Origin of the sequence: Paenibacillus sp. FSL H7-0735 (assembly GCF_038008505.1) — a bacterium.
Classification (GTDB): domain Bacteria; phylum Bacillota; class Bacilli; order Paenibacillales; family Paenibacillaceae; genus Paenibacillus_AQ; species Paenibacillus_AQ odorifer.
The window spans coordinates 4,031,382-4,048,773 of the sequence record NZ_JBBOZH010000001.1; the positions used below are offsets into that span (position 1 = coordinate 4,031,382).

Sequence of the window (17,392 nt, forward strand, 5' to 3'; positions counted from 1 at the left end):
ACGAATTTCTGTCTCCCCTTCGCCTGTGAACACCAGCCGTGAACCGGCTAAAGATCAAATGTTATTGCTTCTCGTATTGTTTCATCAGAGCCGCCAGTTCATCTTCAACCGCTTGATCTTTGTTCAGCTTCTCGAATTCATCATCCAGAGATTTATTGCCTGAACTCATCTCATTGCTGGCTTCAGCCTGAGCTTCTGCTTGCAGCATTTTATCTTCCATACGTTTGAGACCTGCAGACGCTGAATCGGAGCTAAATCCGCTCATTGCTTTGTTGATCTCGGTTTGAGCTTTGGCAGCGTTATAACGCGCAACCAATGTCTCACGTTTGTTCTTCATTTGGGTAAGCTGTTTGCGCATCTCTTCAAGCTTGCCACGAAGGTTATCCGCAGAGGCTTTGTTCTGATCAAAGCTGGCTTTGTATTCTACCAGTTTAGCTTCAGCAGCATTTTTCTCTTCCAGAGCGCGGCGAGCAAGGTCAACATTACCCGCTTGAGCTGCTGCATGAGCCTGTTGGGTACGTTTGTTAACAAGCGCTTCTTGTTCTTCATACAGCTGTTTGAATTTCTTCTCAATGGCGATTTGCGCCGCTACAGCTTTTTCTGCATCTTCTAAATCTTCGGTCATATCACGAATGTATTGATCTGTCATTTTAATCGGGTCTTCTGCTTTGTCAATAATCGCGTTCACATTAGACATGGTTAAATCGCGCAATCTTTTAAATATAGACATGGTTTCATTCCTCCAAAAGATAATTTAATTCCTCACATGCTATCTTTTACGTAGAATTGCCACTACCGTTTCATATTTGTTGCGCTAAATATTGATTTACTTTTAAATTCACAATTTCCACGACTTCCATAATACCTTCTTTCGTGAGATTGTCGTAATGAATCCCCATCACTACTGTGACCGTCTTGTTCAGCGCTTCAGCTACTTTGATCGCAATGGGCTCGCTTATCGTGTGCTCTTTATGATGAGGAACCGCTGAAGTCAGTACTTTAACCTGCTCCCCCTCCAGATAAGCAGTACTCGTGGCACCAATATGCCGAACACCTCCACTAATTAAGAGCAAGAGATCACGTCCGACAGCCGTCGCCTTCAGCTCAATATCCTCAGGATCAATCTGGTTAGTAGTCAATAGTATTCCCCTCACTACTTCACTTTATATAATGCCCCGTATTTCCTCTAGTGATTGAATATTTTCTTCAACCATAAATTGCTCAAGCTCTGCAACTAGCTGACTACCTGCACGCAAGTTCATGAAATTATAAGTTCCCACTTGGATAACTGCAGCACCTGCCATAATAAACTCGATGATATCCGTTGCTGAAGTGATGCCACCCATTCCGATCACGGGAATCGTTACGTTTTGTGCAACTTGATGCACCATACGAAGAGCGACAGGCTTAATCGCAGGTCCAGACAATCCAGCATATAAGTTATTGAATACACTGCTTCTGCGGCGGACATCAATCTTCATTCCTGAGATCGTGTTGATGAGTGAGACAGCGTCTGCTCCCTCCTCCTGACACATTTGTGCCATTTCAACGATATTTTCGGCTCCCGGCGACAGCTTTACAGCGAGGGGCAGTTTAGTTGCGCGTCTAACAGCCTGTACTACTTTTTGAGCTTCTGAAGTTTGGATCCCAAACGCAATGCCGCCCTCTTTAACATTTGGACAAGAAATATTCAATTCAATCATGTCCACTGCTGTCTTACCTGCACTCGCACGAGCATCTGCATCCCGCTGAATCATCTCAGCACCAAGAACATAATCTTCAAGTGTGCCTCCACCCAGGTTGACCAAACGAGCAGTATCGAGTGTTTCCCAATAAGGGCATTCTTTATCTATAAATGCAGCTACACCCGGATTCTCGAGTCCCACACTATTCAGCATACCAGAAGCTGTCTCATATACACGAGTGCCGGGATTTCCCGCTTTCGGATTGAGGGTTAATCCCTTGCCAGAGATTCCGCCCAGCAGAGACACATCATACAGCTTGCCATATTCACGGCCAAAACCAAACGTTCCAGAGGCCATTATAATTGGATTTTTAAAATGAACGCCAGCAATTGTTGTGTTCAACTTAGTCATGGAAAATCACCTCCTCAGAAAGAAACACAGGTCCGTCTGCACAGGCCTTCTTTTGGCCATCACGGCAGGATACACTGCAGACCAGACAGGCTCCAATCCCACAAGCCATTCGGTTCTCTAGAGAAAGGTATACTTTCGTTCTACTGCCTGCTTCTTCAGCAGCAATGCCTTTACGTTGAGCAGCTTTAAGCATAGGGTGTGGGCCGCAGACAAAGACATGATCATATTGGCTGAAATCCACACTATCCAAAATTAAACCGCCAACATCGACTACAAGCTCACTTGCAAGTGGGCGAAACGCTTCTGTCCGGTAAGCTTCACGGCTAAAGCCCAAAAAGATATCACTCCCCGGAAGCTGCTTCGCACAATAATATAGCGGTGCAATTCCGATCCCACCGCCGATGAGCGCAACCTTCCCTTCAACCTGTGGAAATCCATTTCCAAAAGGGCCCTCAAGCTCTACCGAATCACCTGAACCCAGCCGTGAGAATATCTCCGTACCTTCCCCAACTACGTGATACAGAAATTCAACACTATCCTCGTGTACTTCATGTATACTTAAGGGTCTGGATAGGATGGGGTAAGCTCCCCATGCCCGTAACATGTAGAATTGACCCATTGCTCCGCCACTATTCGTCTCTACCTTAAGGTGATACACACCATCTGTCAGCCGTTCGTTACTTAGAACCGTCCCCACGTTATCAAGCTCCTTCAAATTTTATCTTTATTAAGATTGCCTTAGAAGGAGCATAAAATCTGTGACAAACTTCACATCGAAAACGGTCTAGCCTCTTTTCCAAATCCCACGTTCATAAGGTTTAGGTACATCATGTACGCCACCAAGCGCTTCTTCAGCATGTAAAGCCCAATAAGGATCACTTAACATCCCACGGCCAATAGCTACAAGCTCCGCCCTTTTTTCTGCAATGATGGACTGTGCCTCAGAATAGGCTTCAAGCCGTCCTACCGCAATTACTGGCACTTGTAATCCACTGCGAATATATTCTGCCAGATCTGCTTGGTAGGCTGGGCCCGCATTAGGTCCACCATTAGAGCCAATGGGCCCTTCACCACCTGAAGACACATGGAACATATCCACTCCAGCATCCTTATATCGGCGGCAAAACTCCAGGGCATAGGCAGCATCGTATCCACCATCAACATATTCTTTCGCGGATACCCTCATGATCAAGGGCATATCTACTGGCACTACTTCTCGGATTGCTGCAACTACTTGTTCTCCAAAAAGTGCAGGATCTTGTCCATATTCATCCTCTCTGAGGTTGGACAGAGGTGAATGAAACTGGTGAATTAAGTAACCATGCGCACCATGAATCTCCACAGTATCAAATCCTGCCTCCACAGCTCGACGAGCGGCATCACGAAAGGCTTCTATCATCTCAAGGATGCCTTCCTTAGAAAGCACCTGTGGCTGCTTAGAACGAGCATCAAAAGGAATTGCAGAAGGGGCAACCGGCGGCTCAGCATCGACCGCTTTACGTCCGGCATGCCCTAGTTGAATGGCTATTTTTGCTCCATAGGCATGTACACTATCTGTGAGCTTACGATACGCCTCTATATGCGTATCACTCCAAATCCCTGTATCCCGGTTCGTTATTCTACCGTCCGGATGTACTCCAGTCATCTCGACAATGATTAGACCAGTACCTCCAATAGCACGGCTTACATAATGAACAAAATGCCAATCATTGGGGATGCCATCCTCTTTATCCACCGAATACTGGCACATAGGTGGCATAACAATACGATTTTTCAGCGTTAAACCCTTCAATTCATAAGGTGCAAACAATTCTGACATCCTTGTCCCCATCCTTCCACCTGTCTATAATTGGCCCGGGAATATCCCGTTCTATTTAGTATACACGCATTAGTGTGTGCAAGAAATCTTTACCAGAGACCTTGAAGAAACGGCATAAATTCATCCTTCAATGGAGATAACAATGAAGAATATGGTGATGATCAGGTAGTAAAGGAGGCATTTGGGGATGTATGATCAACGGAGAGTCCAGAAACTGCTGGTAGTATTAGGATCAATCATTGTCCTGCTATTTCCAACCTCTTCAGCAGAGGTTGCTTCAGCTCCAGCTCAGAATCAGAAGTCCTCACAGGATCAAATTAAAAGTACGCAGACCACTGACGAAGACAAGGCGATATCTGCGGGAACTTCTACTACAAATAATTCAACGAGCAGCAACAATAAGAACACTAAGGGCTTGTCTCTGAGTCAGCTATTACACAAATATCCCGAGACCTTTAAGACCAGCGGTCCTCGGAATAAAGTCATCGCCTTAACTTTTGACGATGTGCCTGACCCAAGGTTTACACCCCAATTGCTAGATGTTCTTAAAAAATATCATGTCAAAGCAACCTTCTTCGTGGTAGGAAGCCGAGCTGAGAAACATCCTGCTCTAGTGAAGCGGATGATTAGAGAAGGACATGCTATTGGAAATCACTCTTATGACCATCCTCAGTTTGTGAAGCTGAAGATGCATGATTTCAGATCACAGATCATTGAGACCGAGAACATTATTCAAACCTTGGCCGGATATAAACCTCGCCTGATTCGTCCACCCTATGGAGATATCTCTGAGCAACAATTGAGATGGGCAAAAAATCATGGTTATAAGCTCGTAAATTGGAATGTGGATTCGTTGGACTGGAAGGGACTTTCCAAAACTCAAGTTAGAAATAACATCTTAGCTAATGCAGGAAAAGGAGCAATTATCCTTCAGCATGGTGGAGGTGGGCCGGGTAGTGATCTTAGTGGAACGATTCAGGCTTTACCTGAGGTAATCACGATTATGCGTAAACGCGGCTATTCTTTCGTTACCGTGCCTCAATTGCTGCAGGTCTCTAAAAATAAATAAATAAATAAGAAACGGAGGCAGCCGCTAAGGACTCCCTCCGTTTCTTATTTAACCTATTTAAAACCATTCCATATCTCTGTATAAATCTCTATATTTTTATCTAGCTATTTAACAATGTATAATTGTACATATTGATAACCAAAATCCGCTACAAAGCTTTGGCTGCCTGGAATAAAGATATCGATGCGGTTTCCTTTAATGGCACTTCCCATATCGGTTGCAGTAGCCAGAAAAGCTTCTTTAGGCAATCCTGAGTGTGAATGGCCGGTAACCAACACTTTTGTTCCAAGAGGAATTACACTTGGATCAACCGCAATGGTTCCTAGCTTAAGTGGGTTTCCAAAATAATCAACCGCACCCCAGCCTCCATTCTCACTAGCCGCTGAGGAATAAGCAGAAGCCTTAACTTGTATCGTTTTCTCATAGTTAAATGACTTGCCCCATGCTTCAACTGTTTTTGATTCTGGAGTAACATTCAGGCTTGGGGTAAGCACTGGAGTTTCTGTCGTAGCTACAGACTCTGCTTGCATTTTACTAGGGATCGTTATTTTAAGTCCATCGTAAATATTAAGAGCTGCAACGTTTGGATTAGCTTTCATTAGATCATTAACACCGACATTGTATTGTTGAGAAAGAGTATAGAAAGTATTGCCTTCCTTTGCAATATGAACGCTGTCTGCAAAAGCAGGAGCGGTGTGCAGCAATGCACTAATTCCCATAACTGCAGCAAGGGTTTTAATGGTTCTGAACTTGTTCTTCATAAATGCCTCCTCTTTAGATGGGCGTAAGCGGTATGACTTCCGTATACGCTCGTGTACATTTCCTGTACTTATGTACATCTTGTGTGATGTCCTGATGTATTGTTGTCTTTTGTAAAACTGACAGGACTTAATATATCACAATTTTGTAACCTATGCGTATGTAATTGTTACCATTCTGAAATAACATGTTTAATTATTGTCTTTGATCCGCTGATTAGTTAACATAATTTTCATTATGTTAACTAATCAGCGACAATCATATCCTATTATATAAGATAATTAAATAATATTCTTTGAGATTTTACATAGATTTAACATTTCGTGCCTCATCCAATAGTAAAATGATAGAATATGATAAATAGATTTGAGATACAGACATCGAAGCATATTTGGAGGTCCCATGAATACAGAAGAGATTAAAAACAACCAAAGCAGTCCAGCCACTGCTTACCTCAATAGGGATTTGAGCTGGATCGAATTTAACCGCCGTGTACTCAAGGAGGCGCAGGACCCTGATAACCCTTTAATGGAACGTGCCAGATTTCTGGCAATCGTCTCGAGCAATCTGGATGAATTCATAAGCGTTCGCGTAGCGGGAATTCAAGATCAGATCCGGGCGGGTTATACTAAAAAAGATTTCACAGGCTACACCCCTTCCGGTCTGTATAAACGCCTCATCAAACGCGTAACCAAAATCATTGCCGATCAATACCGGACATTCCGTGATATTTCGCGGAGTTTGCATAAAGAAGGCATCGTATTTGTGGATTATAAGGATCTTACCCATGCCCAAGAGCAGTCCATAGAACAGTATTACCGGGATATCATCTATCCTGTACTTACGCCAATGGCTGTTGATCAGAGCCGGCCGTTTCCACTCGTGCACAGCCAGTTTATCTACCTAGCTGTTGTTCTTACTCGTAAGAATGGCCTTGAAGAGGAGCCTTATTTTGCTATCCTGCAAATTCCTTCGAATCTGCCAAGATGTATCCCTCTTCCACACCGCTCTAATAGTAAGAAAAGACAATTTGTATTTATTGAAGATGTGATCCGCCATCACATTCAAACCTTATTCAGCGGTTACGAACCTGTTGCGGTTAGTGAGTTTCGTTTGACTCGTAACTCAGATCTTACAATCGATGAGGAAGGTGCCGAGGATCTGCTGGAAGAGATCGAAAAAGAGCTGCGCAAGCGTCGTCGCGGGGTGCCTGCTCGTCTGGAGGTACAAAAAGGTATCCATCCCTATGCTCTTGAGCAGCTACAAGCTGAATTTGAGCTGGAGGACTTCGTATTTGAAATAGAAGGTCCGCTCGATCTGGGCTTTCTTCGTAATTTTGCCGGAAGCTTAAAAGGTTTTAGTTACTTGAACTATCCACCTATTGAGCCGGTCTACCCTGCTGAATTTCAAGAAAACGAGGATTTCTTCGAGGTGCTGCGTGAACGGGATGTATTAGTCTACCACCCTTACGAGTCTTTTGATGCGATGACAGACTTTATCATTCAAGCTTCAGAAGATGAGCAAGTGATGGCTATTAAAATGACCTTATACCGCGTCAGCGGAAATTCTCCACTTATCACTGCACTAGCCAATGCTGCGGAGTCTGGCAAGCAAGTTACAGTGGTTGTAGAGTTAAAAGCCCGATTTGATGAGGAACGGAACATCGCTTGGGCACGCCAGCTTGAAAAATCAGGCTGTCATGTCGTTTATGGTCTGATCGGACTCAAAACGCATGCCAAAGTGACCTTGATTGTCCGCCAGGAAGGCCCTGAACTGCGTCGTTACGTGCATGTAGGCACAGGAAACTATAATGACAGTACAGCCAAGGCTTACACGGATCTCAGTCTATTCACCGCCCAAAGCGATATCGGACTGGATGCTTCCGAGCTGTTTAATCAAATGACTGGATATTCGGCTAATTTTGACTGGCATTCCTTCATTGTAGCGCCAACGAATATGAGCTTATCCCTGCAAAAGCTAATGATGCGTGAAGCTGAACATGCGCGGGCAGGCAGACCCGCACGCATAATCGCCAAGATGAACTCACTCTCTAATCAGCAAGTGATCGACGATTTATATGGCGCAGCCCAAGCCGGTGTCTCCATTGACTTAATCGTGCGAGGGGTTTGCTGCCTACGTCCGGGAATAGAGGGCTTAAGTGAAAACATTACAGTACGCAGTATCGTAGACCGTTTTCTGGAGCACTCCCGGATCTATTATTTCGAAAATGGCGGCAAACCTGAGGTGTATTTATCCAGTGCCGACTGGATGACTAGAAACCTAACCCGCCGGATTGAGCTGATGTGTCCTGTCAGAGACAGCGGCATCCGTAAACAGATCGTCAAGATTCTAGAGTTGTCTCTACAAGATAATGTTAAAGCCAGCTTCTTGCAGGCTAATGGATATTACGAACAACCAGACGACAAAAAGGCCCCTTTCCGGAGCCAGTTTGCTGCAATGGATGTTACACGTTGGAAGGGAAGCCGAGTTTTACCTTCACCGCCCAAGCATTCTTAAATGCTTTTATCGCGTTCTCAATGTCCTCTAGGCCAATTAGCAGTGACGATGCGCCCTCTAAGTCTAGATGAAGCGTATTGCCGTGCAGATTGGCCTTCAGGCCGCTTACAATTCCAATCTCCGTGCTGTCCAGCGCAATGCTAAGCTGGACAAGCGATCCGAGCTTATGAATCCACTCTTCGTCGGATGGCAGCAAAATGTCCTTATGTTGTTGGGACAATTTCTGCTTCCGGCTTTTTGTGCTGTATGAGGCAATCATAGCGCAAAGAATAAGCTGACGGTGGGTAAGTCCACGAATCGGTGAATTCATCAACCAATACAAAGTATGTCGTTTGGATTGGTAATAGTTAATATTCGTTCCCGTACGATGCAGCATGATGGACACATAGATTAACATCTCGTGCTCTGCTCTATTCGATTCATCTTTAAATGCGTCAAACAGGCTGAGCGCTAGCTTGTTGATATGATCTAAATACCGTTTAGAGGTATGAATATCAAAGCGAATAATCGTGTTTAAGCTATATTCTAAAGCACTATCACGCACTGGCTGCTCCGGCTCCAACAGATCATGCAGCAAACCTTCTCTGAGTCCCTCCCCGCTGATTATCGCCTCACTCGCCCCAATATACTGATACACCGTATGGAAAATAATCAACCCGGATACAATGATATCCGCCCGACTCTTAGATAATCCATCTAAATCCTTACGTTTTTCGTAAGGCATTGAAGGTAGGGTGTTCATAAAGTGCTCGATTGTCTCACTGGTCATCGTATAACCGTGGGAGTTAGGCAATGAGTATGCTCGTGTCTTCTGATCCAGCTTCCCCAAAGAACGAACCGTCCCTCCTAAACCGAATAAAGGAAGCCCAGCTTTGGCATTTAGCCAATCATGCTCAACCAGCCTGCCCAGAACAAAGGTCTGCAGCTTGTGAATCTGCTCATCGCTCCAATTCCCACCTTGGCCAAACATTAGGTTGGTATTTACTGCCCCAAACGGGAAAGAAATGCTGTGTTGATAACGCCGCTGACAAAAAAGAGTGATTTCAGTACTCCCGCCACCAATATCAATGACATAACCATCCTCAACATTAAAGGCATTAATAACACCCAAGAAGCCATAATATGCCTCCTGGTGGCCACTGATCACCTCAATCGGAATGGAAGAAGATTGTGACAAAAAGCTTATTATTTCGCTTGAGTTAGCTGCATTACGAATAGCTGCCGTTGCACCCGCCCGAATGGTTTCCACTGCAAAAGCATTGCAGATTTCCTTAAACTGCCGCAAGACCGGAACAATCGTTTCCATGTCCTTTTGTTCCAGACTATTCTCCTTCGTAATCTTCTCACTAAGGCGAGCGGAGTACTTACACTCCTTGATGATCTTATAGCCTCCTTCGCGCGTTGTATCATAAATTACAAGACGAATGGAGTTCGAACCAATATCAATAATGCCTATCCGGCGTAGATCATCTCTCATTATGTATGTACTCCTTTTCCTGTTGATTGACTGACCATCTATTATACATGGTTTACATAAATAAATGAACTCAGTCCCAGCGATATATCCCCACATTACCCTCAGGACCCTATAACAAAACGGCCACCGGATACTTGTCCAGGGCCGTTTTGACGAATTCTTTATAATACTTTACTTAAAAAATCCTTAGTCCGAGCATGTGTAGGATTACCAAATACTTGTTCAGGAGTACCCTGTTCAACGATTACCCCGCCATCCATAAACAGAATGCGGTCACCCACTTCACGGGCAAAGCCCATCTCATGTGTAACAATAACCATTGTCATTCCGTCTTCGGCAAGCTTTTTCATAACCTCAAGTACCTCTCCTACCATTTCCGGATCAAGCGCTGAGGTAGGCTCATCAAAAAGCATCACATGCGGCTGCATGGCTAATGCACGAGCAATCGCAATCCGCTGCTTCTGTCCACCGGACAATTGAGCTGGATAAACATCCTTTTTATCTTCAAGCCCTACAGTCTTGAGGAGCTCCATTGCGAATTTATCGGCCACAGCCTGTTGCTGTTTTCTTACTTTAATCGGTGCGAGTGTAATGTTTTGCAGAACGGTTTTGTGCGGAAAAAGGTTGAACTGTTGAAAAACCATCCCCATCTTCTCACGCGTTGCATTGATATCATGCTTCTTTGAGGTGATCGATTCCCCTTCAAAAGTGATCTCTCCACCTGTAGGCTGCTCCAATAGATTCAAGCAACGCAGAAAGGTACTTTTTCCCGAACCACTGGGCCCGATTACAACGACAACCTCACCCTTTTTAATCTCCAAATCGATTCCCTTGAGAATCTCCAGCTTTCCATAATGCTTCTGCAGGTTCTTAACGGCGATCATCGGTATTCAGCCTCCTTTCGAGTCTACCTAGGATCTTGGAAAGCGTAAATGTTAGAACAAAATACATAAAGGCAGCAATCACGAGTGGTGTCATACCATCATACGAAATCGTTGTAACCGTACGAGCTTGAAACATCAAATCCGTTACTCCGATAAATGAAATAATTGATGATTCCTTGATAATGGTAATGAATTCATTACCGATTGCCGGAAGTACACTTTTAAGTGCCTGAGGAAGTACAATATGACGCATTGTCATCCCTTGTTTCATTCCAAGTGAACGTGCGGCCTCCGTTTGTCCACGATCGACACCCTGAATCCCGGCGCGAAATATTTCTGCCAGATAAGCAGAACTGTTAATGGAGAGTGTAATCGCCCCGGACTGAATCGGAGTAAACTCAATCCCAAACGTCGCCAGCCCGTAATGGATGAGAAACAGTTGCACAAGCATTGGAGTGCCCCGCAAAAATTCAACCCAAGCAGTGGCTAAGAAACGTAACACTCTCCATTTTGACATCCGTAGTAGAGAGACGATAATCCCAAGAATGAAGCCAAAAAAGACACCAAGAACAGCAAGAAGCAAGGTATATTGTAATCCAGTCAAGAAAAGATCACGATAATCATAAGCCATTCTAAATAAAGTAATATCCAATATCTTATCCCCCTATCTCCAAAAAAATAGAAAATAGCAAAGTTCCGCTATTTTCTGTAATACACATACAATTTACTTCAGCAGACCTAAAACAATCTCCATTCCTTACTTCGTGCTTTCAGCAAGCTCACTGGCTGCCGCTACATATTCATCAATCTTACCTTCTGATTCTAGACGTTTAAGTGTTGCATTTACTTTATCTAGAAGCTCTGTATTGCCTTTTTTAATACCAATTGCGTATCCATCATCTTCTACTTCAGGCTTAGCATCGGTAATTACAAGACCCGCTAAATTCTTAACAAAAGATTTGGCTACAGGTCCTTCAATAATTGCTGTATCGATACGGTTAGATTGCAATTGCAGAACGATCTCGGAGATTTTACCAAGAGAAGTGATCTTTGCGCCTTCAATCTCTTTGGCGATTTCTTCTTGAATAGAGCCTGTCTGTACACCAATTTTGGTGCCCTTCACCGCGTCCATAGTAGCGTATTTATCTTTATCTGCTTCGCGCACTACAATAGCTTGCTCTGCTTTGTAATAAATATCTGAGAGTTCAACCGCTTTTTTGCGTTCTTCAGTCGGGCTAAGACCGGAAATCACCATATCTACACGTCCACTGGACAATTCGTTAAGCAGTGAATCAAAAGGCAGATCCTTAACTTCAAGCTCAGCGCCCATGTCAGCAGCAATTTCTTTAGCGATGTCGATATCGAAACCTACGATGGTATCTTTTCCGTCCACTACTTTATGGAATTCGTACGGAGGAAAATCTGCACTTGTTCCCATAATCAGCTTTTTAGTAACTGCACCGGAATTTGCATTACCACTAGCAGCGGTATCATTATCATTTTTATTTTGACCGCAGCCTGAGAGCAGACCTACCGCTAATACCATTCCTAAACTAAGTTTACCCCATTTGTTCATTTCTATATCTCCCCTATTCATATGAAAAAATCTAAGTTGACCCAATGACTGACTTATTATAAATCAGAACGCATGAATATGCAAAGGCATAATTGTGACAATAACTTCCTTTTAATGGATTTCTATGAGGGTAATTCTATAATACACAACTAAAAAACCGCTTTTATTCACGATGAAGCAAGATTTATACATTTTTACTATCCCCTATACTAGCTAAATCATTCGATTGTTCATCCCCTTATGTCATAAAAAAAGGACTGCTCCCAGAGTATTTACCATACTCCCGGGTGCAATCCCTTATTAACCCATCACAGAATTTGTTAAACTTTATCTTGTTATATCATCATAGATATCCATGTACTGCTGAGCGGATACATTCCAGCTATAATCTCCCGCGAATGCATTTTTTGTGATCTTTTTCCAATGTTCAGGCTGCTTGTAAAAAGAAAGTGCCCGGCGCAGCGTAAACATCATATCGTGAGCATTATAATTGCTGAACGTAAAGCCATTGCCTTCACCGGTTTCTTCATTATAAGCGTGCACAGTATCATTGAGGCCACCTGTCTCACGTACAACGGGTATACTACCATAGCGCAAAGCGAGCAGCTGACTGATGCCACATGGCTCAAACTTGGACGGCATAAGGAAGATATCGCTGGCAGCATATATTTTACGTGAGAGTGCATCATTAAATAGGATCTGTGAAGACAGCTTTGTCGGATAACGCCATGCTGCTTCCTTGAACCAACGCTCGTAGGATTCATCACCAGTTCCAAGCAGCACAAATTGAATATCATCGTGATATAGCAGCTCATCCAGCACTCGGGTAAGCAGATCTAAGCCTTTGGAGTCCACAAGACGCGTGACCATAGCTACCATTGGGATATTAGCATCTACTGGTAATCCCAGCTCTTCCTGCAAGGCTACTTTGTTCTCCGTCTTCTTGGTTAAATTGGAACGATAACGGGTGACAAGGCTGGAATCTGTCGCTGGATTATAACTTTTAGTATCAATGCCATTCACAATACCACTTAAAACATCTGACCGTGCGTTCAATAAACCATCCAAGCCGTAACCATAATAAGGTGTGCGAATTTCTTCTGAATAGGTCGGACTAACGGTCGTGACCCGATCACTGAATACAATCCCGCCTTTTAAGAAATTCACATTACCATAGTACTCCACACTACCAAAATAACTGCTGTCCAGACCTAACAGCTCTCCAAGTACCTCATAAGGAAACACTCCCTGATACAACAGGTTATGTATTGTAAATACACTCCGCATTTCACTGTAAAATGGATTGTGACGATAATGCCCCTGTAGGAGCATTGGAATTACGGCCGCGTGCCAATCATGGCAATGCAGAACATCAGGCTGGAAATCAATGGCCGGCAGACACTCCAGTACTGCACGATTATAGAACGCAAACCGTTCACCATCGTCCATATAACCATAAATTCCATCACGCCCAAAATAATACTCATTGTCGATAAAATAAACGGGGATACCCTCATAGATAATGCGTTCAATTCCACAGTATTGTTTTCGCCAGCCAATTGGGACATACACTTCCGTTAAATGCTCCATTTGAGCGGTGAACTTGTCAGGAATCCCACGATATTTAGGCAAAATCACTCGTACATCTACCCCGGCAGCCTTCAGCGCTTTTGGTAGTGCTCCAATGACATCGGCCAAACCACCCGTTTTGACAAAAGGATGGGCTTCAGCTGCGGCAAATAAAACCTTCATGATTATTTCCCCCTTAAACTGTACGGATTCTCTATTCGTACTTAGATCTATAACTCTTTTGCCTCTTTATTCTTACCCATTCGTGACGTTTTTTTAAACACCAGGAAGCTAAGGGGCGGAAGAGTCAGCTCTATACTGTTCACCTGATTGTGCCATTCCAGCTTAACGCTCTTTTGAGGGACATTGTGCAATCCGGAACCGCCGTACTCTACATTTTCGGAGCTAAAGAGCTCTTCATATGTCCCAGCCCGTGGCACGCCTATACGATAATTGTGCCGTTCTACCGGTTGGAAATTGATGACAATAAACAGCGTATCTCCTGGTTTCTTCCCTCGGCGTATATACGAAATCACACTTTGATCATTGTCATCTGCATCAATCCACTGATAACCTTCTTGAGCATGATCCAGCTCCCACAGCGCTTTTTCGGAGCGGTACAGTTTATTAAGTGCAGCCGTGTAGGCAAGCATCCGACGATGGCTCTCATAATCCAACAGCAGCCAGTCCAGCTGCTCCTGATCCTTCCATTCGATAAACTGACCGAACTCTCCACCCATAAACAGAAGCTTTTTACCGGGATGTGAGATCTGATATCCCAGCAGCTGTCTGAGCCCTGCAAACTTCTGTTCATAAGCACCCGGCATTTTGTCTAACAAAGACTTCTTGCCGTGGACAACCTCGTCATGCGATAGCGGCAATGCGTAATTTTCGGCATAAGCATAACATATTGGGAACGTAAGTAAATTATGATGATAAGGGCGCCCACCAAAATCATGTTCTATGTAGCCTAGCGTATCATTCATCCAACCCATATTCCATTTGTAATTGAAGCCAAGGCCTCCTTCATGCACTGGTGCAGTAACCCCCGGCCAAGCACTGGATTCCTCCGCCATCATCAATGCTTTTGGGAAATAATGAAAGATAGCCTTGTTCAGATTCTGGATAAATTTGATGGCTTCCAGATTCTCCAATCCACCGTTAACATTCCGCCGATATTGATGATCCCGCTTTTCGAAATCTAATCGAAGCATACTGGTAACCGCATCTACACGCATTCCGTCGATATGATAATACTCAAACCAAAACAGCGCATTTGAAATAAGAAAAGAAGAAATCTCCGGCTTACTGAAATCAAACGAAAGTGTCCCCCAGCCTGGTTTTTCAGCTAACATTGGATCGGCATATTCATAAAGTGGCGCCCCATCAAACATACGTAATCCGTGTGCGTCTTTGGCAAAGTGAGCTGGAACCCAATCTAAAATCACACCGATACCTGCCTGATGCAGCTGATCGATCAAATACATCAACTCATGGGGTTCGCCATAACGGCTGGTTGCCGCAAAATACCCCGTCCCTTGATAACCCCAGGATAGATCGTATGGATGTTCTGCCAGCGGCATAAATTCCACGTGTGTATAGTTCATCTCCACCAAATAAGGAATTAAAAGCTCGCTCATTTCCCGATAGGTGTAGAACTCTCCATCTTCTTTTTGACGCCAGGTACCGAAGTGCATTTCATAAATGTTCATTGGTTGTTGATAAGGCGCTTTGCTTTTCCGACGCCATGCTGCATCTCCCCATCGGTAGCCATCCAGTTCTGCTACTACCGAAGCCGTTGCCGGTCGAACCTCGGCTTTGAAAGCAAAAGGATCCGCTTTTAGGAAACTTGATCCATCTGAGGCAAGAATCCTGTATTTGTAAAAAGTTCCCGGCTGTATTCCCGGAAAAAAACGACTCCAAAATCCTGAATCGGGTATCTTATATAACGAGTCCACGCCCTGTGTTCCGTCCCAATCATTATGATCACCAGCTAGTCCTACATATGTCGCATGAGGAGCCCACACGGTAAAGCGCACACCGCTAACGCCTTCTTCAGCGGCAGTGTGTGCACCCAGCATAGAATAGCTGCGATAATTGGTGCCCTCATGGAACAGATAGATATCAGCAGCTGACGGAAGGGTCTCGATTTTTGCTTTTTCAGCCAATTCTACACCACCTTTTTCAATGTGCTTGTACCTATTACCTTACCCGAATATTACCATTTTGAAAATGTTTTGATGTTAAAAGAAAAGATTTTCTGATAAAGAAATATTAATTGTAATTTTTCTGTTTACAAAGCAATATATTTCACCTATGTCGTTTCAAGCGCTTGTCGTAAGTTTATATTACAAGCATTGACAAAATAATGGGAGGGATAACAAATGAACAACAAAAAAGATTGTATCGCCATGTTATTGGCAGGAGGGGAAGGCCGCAGATTGGCTCCCTTGACTTCCAGTATGGCTAAGCCTGCAGTCCCTTTCGGTGGACAGTATAAAATTATTGATTTCCCGCTAAGTAACTGTGTAAATTCGAACATTGATACAGTAGGTGTTCTGACACAATACGAAGCTGACTCTTTGCATAATCATATCGGTGAAGGTGAGCCTTGGGGCTTAGTTAGTCAAAAGGATAAAGGTGTCACATTGCTTCCTTCAGGTGTTGAAGGCAGAGACAGTTATACAGGAACTGCTGATGCGATTTATAAAAACATTGACTTTATTGATAGCCGCAACCCAGAACATGTGCTCATTCTATCCGGTGATCATATTTACCATATGAATTACCGTAAGATGCTGAATTATCATATTGAAAAAGGAGCAAAAGCAACTATCTCCGTAATGGAGGTTCCTTGGGATGAGGCTAGTCGTTTTGGAGTAATGAACGTAAACGATGATCTGAAAATTTCCGAATTTGCGGAAAAACCTAAAGTACCAAAAAGTAATCTTGCTTCAATGGGTATCTACCTGTTCGAGTGGGCTTATCTGAAGGAGCACTTGTTGCGGGATGCAGCTAATCCTAATTCCAGCCATGACTTTGGTAAAGACGTTATTCCTACCATGCTGGATCAGAATGATGATTTATTCGCTTACCGTTTCAAGGGTTACTGGAGAGATGTAGGTACAGTCGGCAGTCTCTGGGAAGCACATATGGACCTTCTGCAAAAAGACAATGGCATGAAGTTAGACAAGACTCATTGGCCTATGTATAGTCGGGTTCGCCGGACTAAGCTTGCAGTTCATAAACCACGTGTACAGATCCCGTCAACGGACTCTCTCGTGAATGAATCCTGCTCCCAAGAAGGTAGTCTACAACGTTCTGTAGTCTTTAATGGGGTAGAAATCGGTAAGATGAGCCAGATCAAACAAAGTGTTATTATGCCTGGAGCTCGCATTGGTCGTGGAGTATTGATTGAGAATGCCATTATTGGTGAAGGGGCAATCATTAAGGATGGCGCAGTCATCAAGGGAAGCATAAATAATATCGTTGTCGTTGGACCACATGAGACTGTGGCTGCCAAGCCGGCGGTCCGAAACCAACCTTCCCGTCTGTTTCAGGATGTGTATGAGAAGACAGGACGTTTGCGTGAAGTTCTTCCTTCATAACAACCATTATATAGAAAA

15 protein-coding genes are annotated in these 17,392 nt (G+C 43.9%); 3 read left to right on the forward strand and 12 right to left on the reverse strand.

Features of this window, described 5'->3' with window-relative positions:
- Positions 1-61: 61 nt before the first annotated feature.
- The 5 genes from NSS82_RS18300 to NSS82_RS18320 all read right to left on the reverse strand — a co-directional run bounded on the left by NSS82_RS18300 (position 62) and on the right by NSS82_RS18320 (position 3,915).
- Entirely contained in the window at positions 62-730 is a 669-nt protein-coding gene (locus NSS82_RS18300; protein ID WP_036687619.1) for a PspA/IM30 family protein, read from the reverse strand.
- A gap of 70 nt (positions 731-800) precedes the next feature.
- The gene (lpdD, locus tag NSS82_RS18305; RefSeq protein WP_256717052.1) at positions 801-1,139 is read right to left on the reverse strand and encodes a prenylated flavin chaperone LpdD; all 339 of its coding nucleotides are present in this window, start codon (positions 1,137-1,139) and stop codon (positions 801-803) included.
- A gap of 24 nt (positions 1,140-1,163) precedes the next feature.
- Entirely contained in the window at positions 1,164-2,096 is a 933-nt protein-coding gene (locus NSS82_RS18310; RefSeq protein ID WP_038571513.1) for a dihydroorotate dehydrogenase, read from the reverse strand.
- Positions 2,089-2,793, reverse strand: coding sequence for a dihydroorotate dehydrogenase electron transfer subunit (locus tag NSS82_RS18315; RefSeq protein WP_038571515.1), 705 nt, complete (start codon positions 2,791-2,793; stop codon positions 2,089-2,091). The genes NSS82_RS18310 and NSS82_RS18315 overlap by 8 nt, the downstream gene beginning before the upstream one ends.
- An 87-nt stretch (positions 2,794-2,880) precedes the next feature.
- Positions 2,881-3,915 carry an NADH:flavin oxidoreductase/NADH oxidase gene (locus NSS82_RS18320; protein ID WP_076141996.1) on the reverse strand — a complete coding sequence of 345 codons (1,035 nt, stop codon included), beginning with the start codon at positions 3,913-3,915 and terminating at the stop codon, positions 2,881-2,883.
- 187 nt (positions 3,916-4,102) lie between these two features.
- On the opposite strand from NSS82_RS18320, the gene NSS82_RS18325 reads away from it, so the two are divergent.
- A complete protein-coding gene (locus NSS82_RS18325) occupies positions 4,103-4,984 on the forward strand; it encodes a polysaccharide deacetylase family protein (RefSeq protein WP_036687626.1) in 882 nt (293 codons plus the stop codon).
- 104 nt (positions 4,985-5,088) lie between these two features.
- On the opposite strand, the gene NSS82_RS18330 is transcribed toward NSS82_RS18325, so the two are convergent.
- Positions 5,089-5,745 carry a 3D domain-containing protein gene (locus NSS82_RS18330; protein ID WP_038571518.1) on the reverse strand — a complete coding sequence of 219 codons (657 nt, stop codon included), beginning with the start codon at positions 5,743-5,745 and terminating at the stop codon, positions 5,089-5,091.
- Positions 5,746-6,145: 400 nt separating this feature from the next.
- Between NSS82_RS18330 and ppk1 the strand changes: the two genes are divergently transcribed.
- Positions 6,146-8,260 carry a polyphosphate kinase 1 gene (gene ppk1 / locus NSS82_RS18335; RefSeq protein WP_036687629.1) on the forward strand — a complete coding sequence of 705 codons (2,115 nt, stop codon included), beginning with the start codon at positions 6,146-6,148 and terminating at the stop codon, positions 8,258-8,260.
- On the opposite strand, the gene NSS82_RS18340 is transcribed toward ppk1, so the two are convergent.
- From NSS82_RS18340 to glgB, 6 genes are all read right to left on the reverse strand, one after another.
- Entirely contained in the window at positions 8,208-9,737 is a 1,530-nt protein-coding gene (locus tag NSS82_RS18340; RefSeq protein ID WP_076273273.1) for a Ppx/GppA phosphatase family protein, read from the reverse strand. The two genes, ppk1 and NSS82_RS18340, sit on opposite strands and share 53 nt — an antisense overlap.
- A gap of 161 nt (positions 9,738-9,898) precedes the next feature.
- Complete coding sequence (locus NSS82_RS18345) at positions 9,899-10,621, reverse strand: amino acid ABC transporter ATP-binding protein (RefSeq protein WP_036687633.1); 723 nt, start codon at positions 10,619-10,621, stop codon at positions 9,899-9,901.
- Positions 10,608-11,273 (reverse strand): amino acid ABC transporter permease, encoded by a 666-nt coding sequence (locus NSS82_RS32705; RefSeq protein WP_235219554.1) that lies wholly within the window; start codon positions 11,271-11,273, stop codon positions 10,608-10,610. Before NSS82_RS32705 ends, NSS82_RS18345 begins: the two co-directional genes overlap by 14 nt.
- Positions 11,274-11,378: 105 nt before the next feature.
- Positions 11,379-12,197, reverse strand: coding sequence for a transporter substrate-binding domain-containing protein (locus NSS82_RS32710; RefSeq protein WP_036687634.1), 819 nt, complete (start codon positions 12,195-12,197; stop codon positions 11,379-11,381).
- A gap of 327 nt (positions 12,198-12,524) precedes the next feature.
- Positions 12,525-13,949, reverse strand: coding sequence for a glycogen synthase GlgA (gene glgA / locus NSS82_RS18355; RefSeq protein WP_036687636.1), 1,425 nt, complete (start codon positions 13,947-13,949; stop codon positions 12,525-12,527).
- Positions 13,950-13,996: 47 nt separating this feature from the next.
- Positions 13,997-15,934 (reverse strand): 1,4-alpha-glucan branching protein GlgB, encoded by a 1,938-nt coding sequence (glgB, locus tag NSS82_RS18360; protein ID WP_036687638.1) that lies wholly within the window; start codon positions 15,932-15,934, stop codon positions 13,997-13,999.
- Between the two features lie 216 nt (positions 15,935-16,150).
- Here glgB and NSS82_RS18365 point away from each other — a divergent pair, with 216 nt between their 5' ends.
- Positions 16,151-17,374, forward strand: a complete 1,224-nt coding sequence (locus NSS82_RS18365; RefSeq protein ID WP_036687640.1) for a glucose-1-phosphate adenylyltransferase — start codon at positions 16,151-16,153, stop codon at positions 17,372-17,374.
- Positions 17,375-17,392 lie beyond the last annotated feature (18 nt).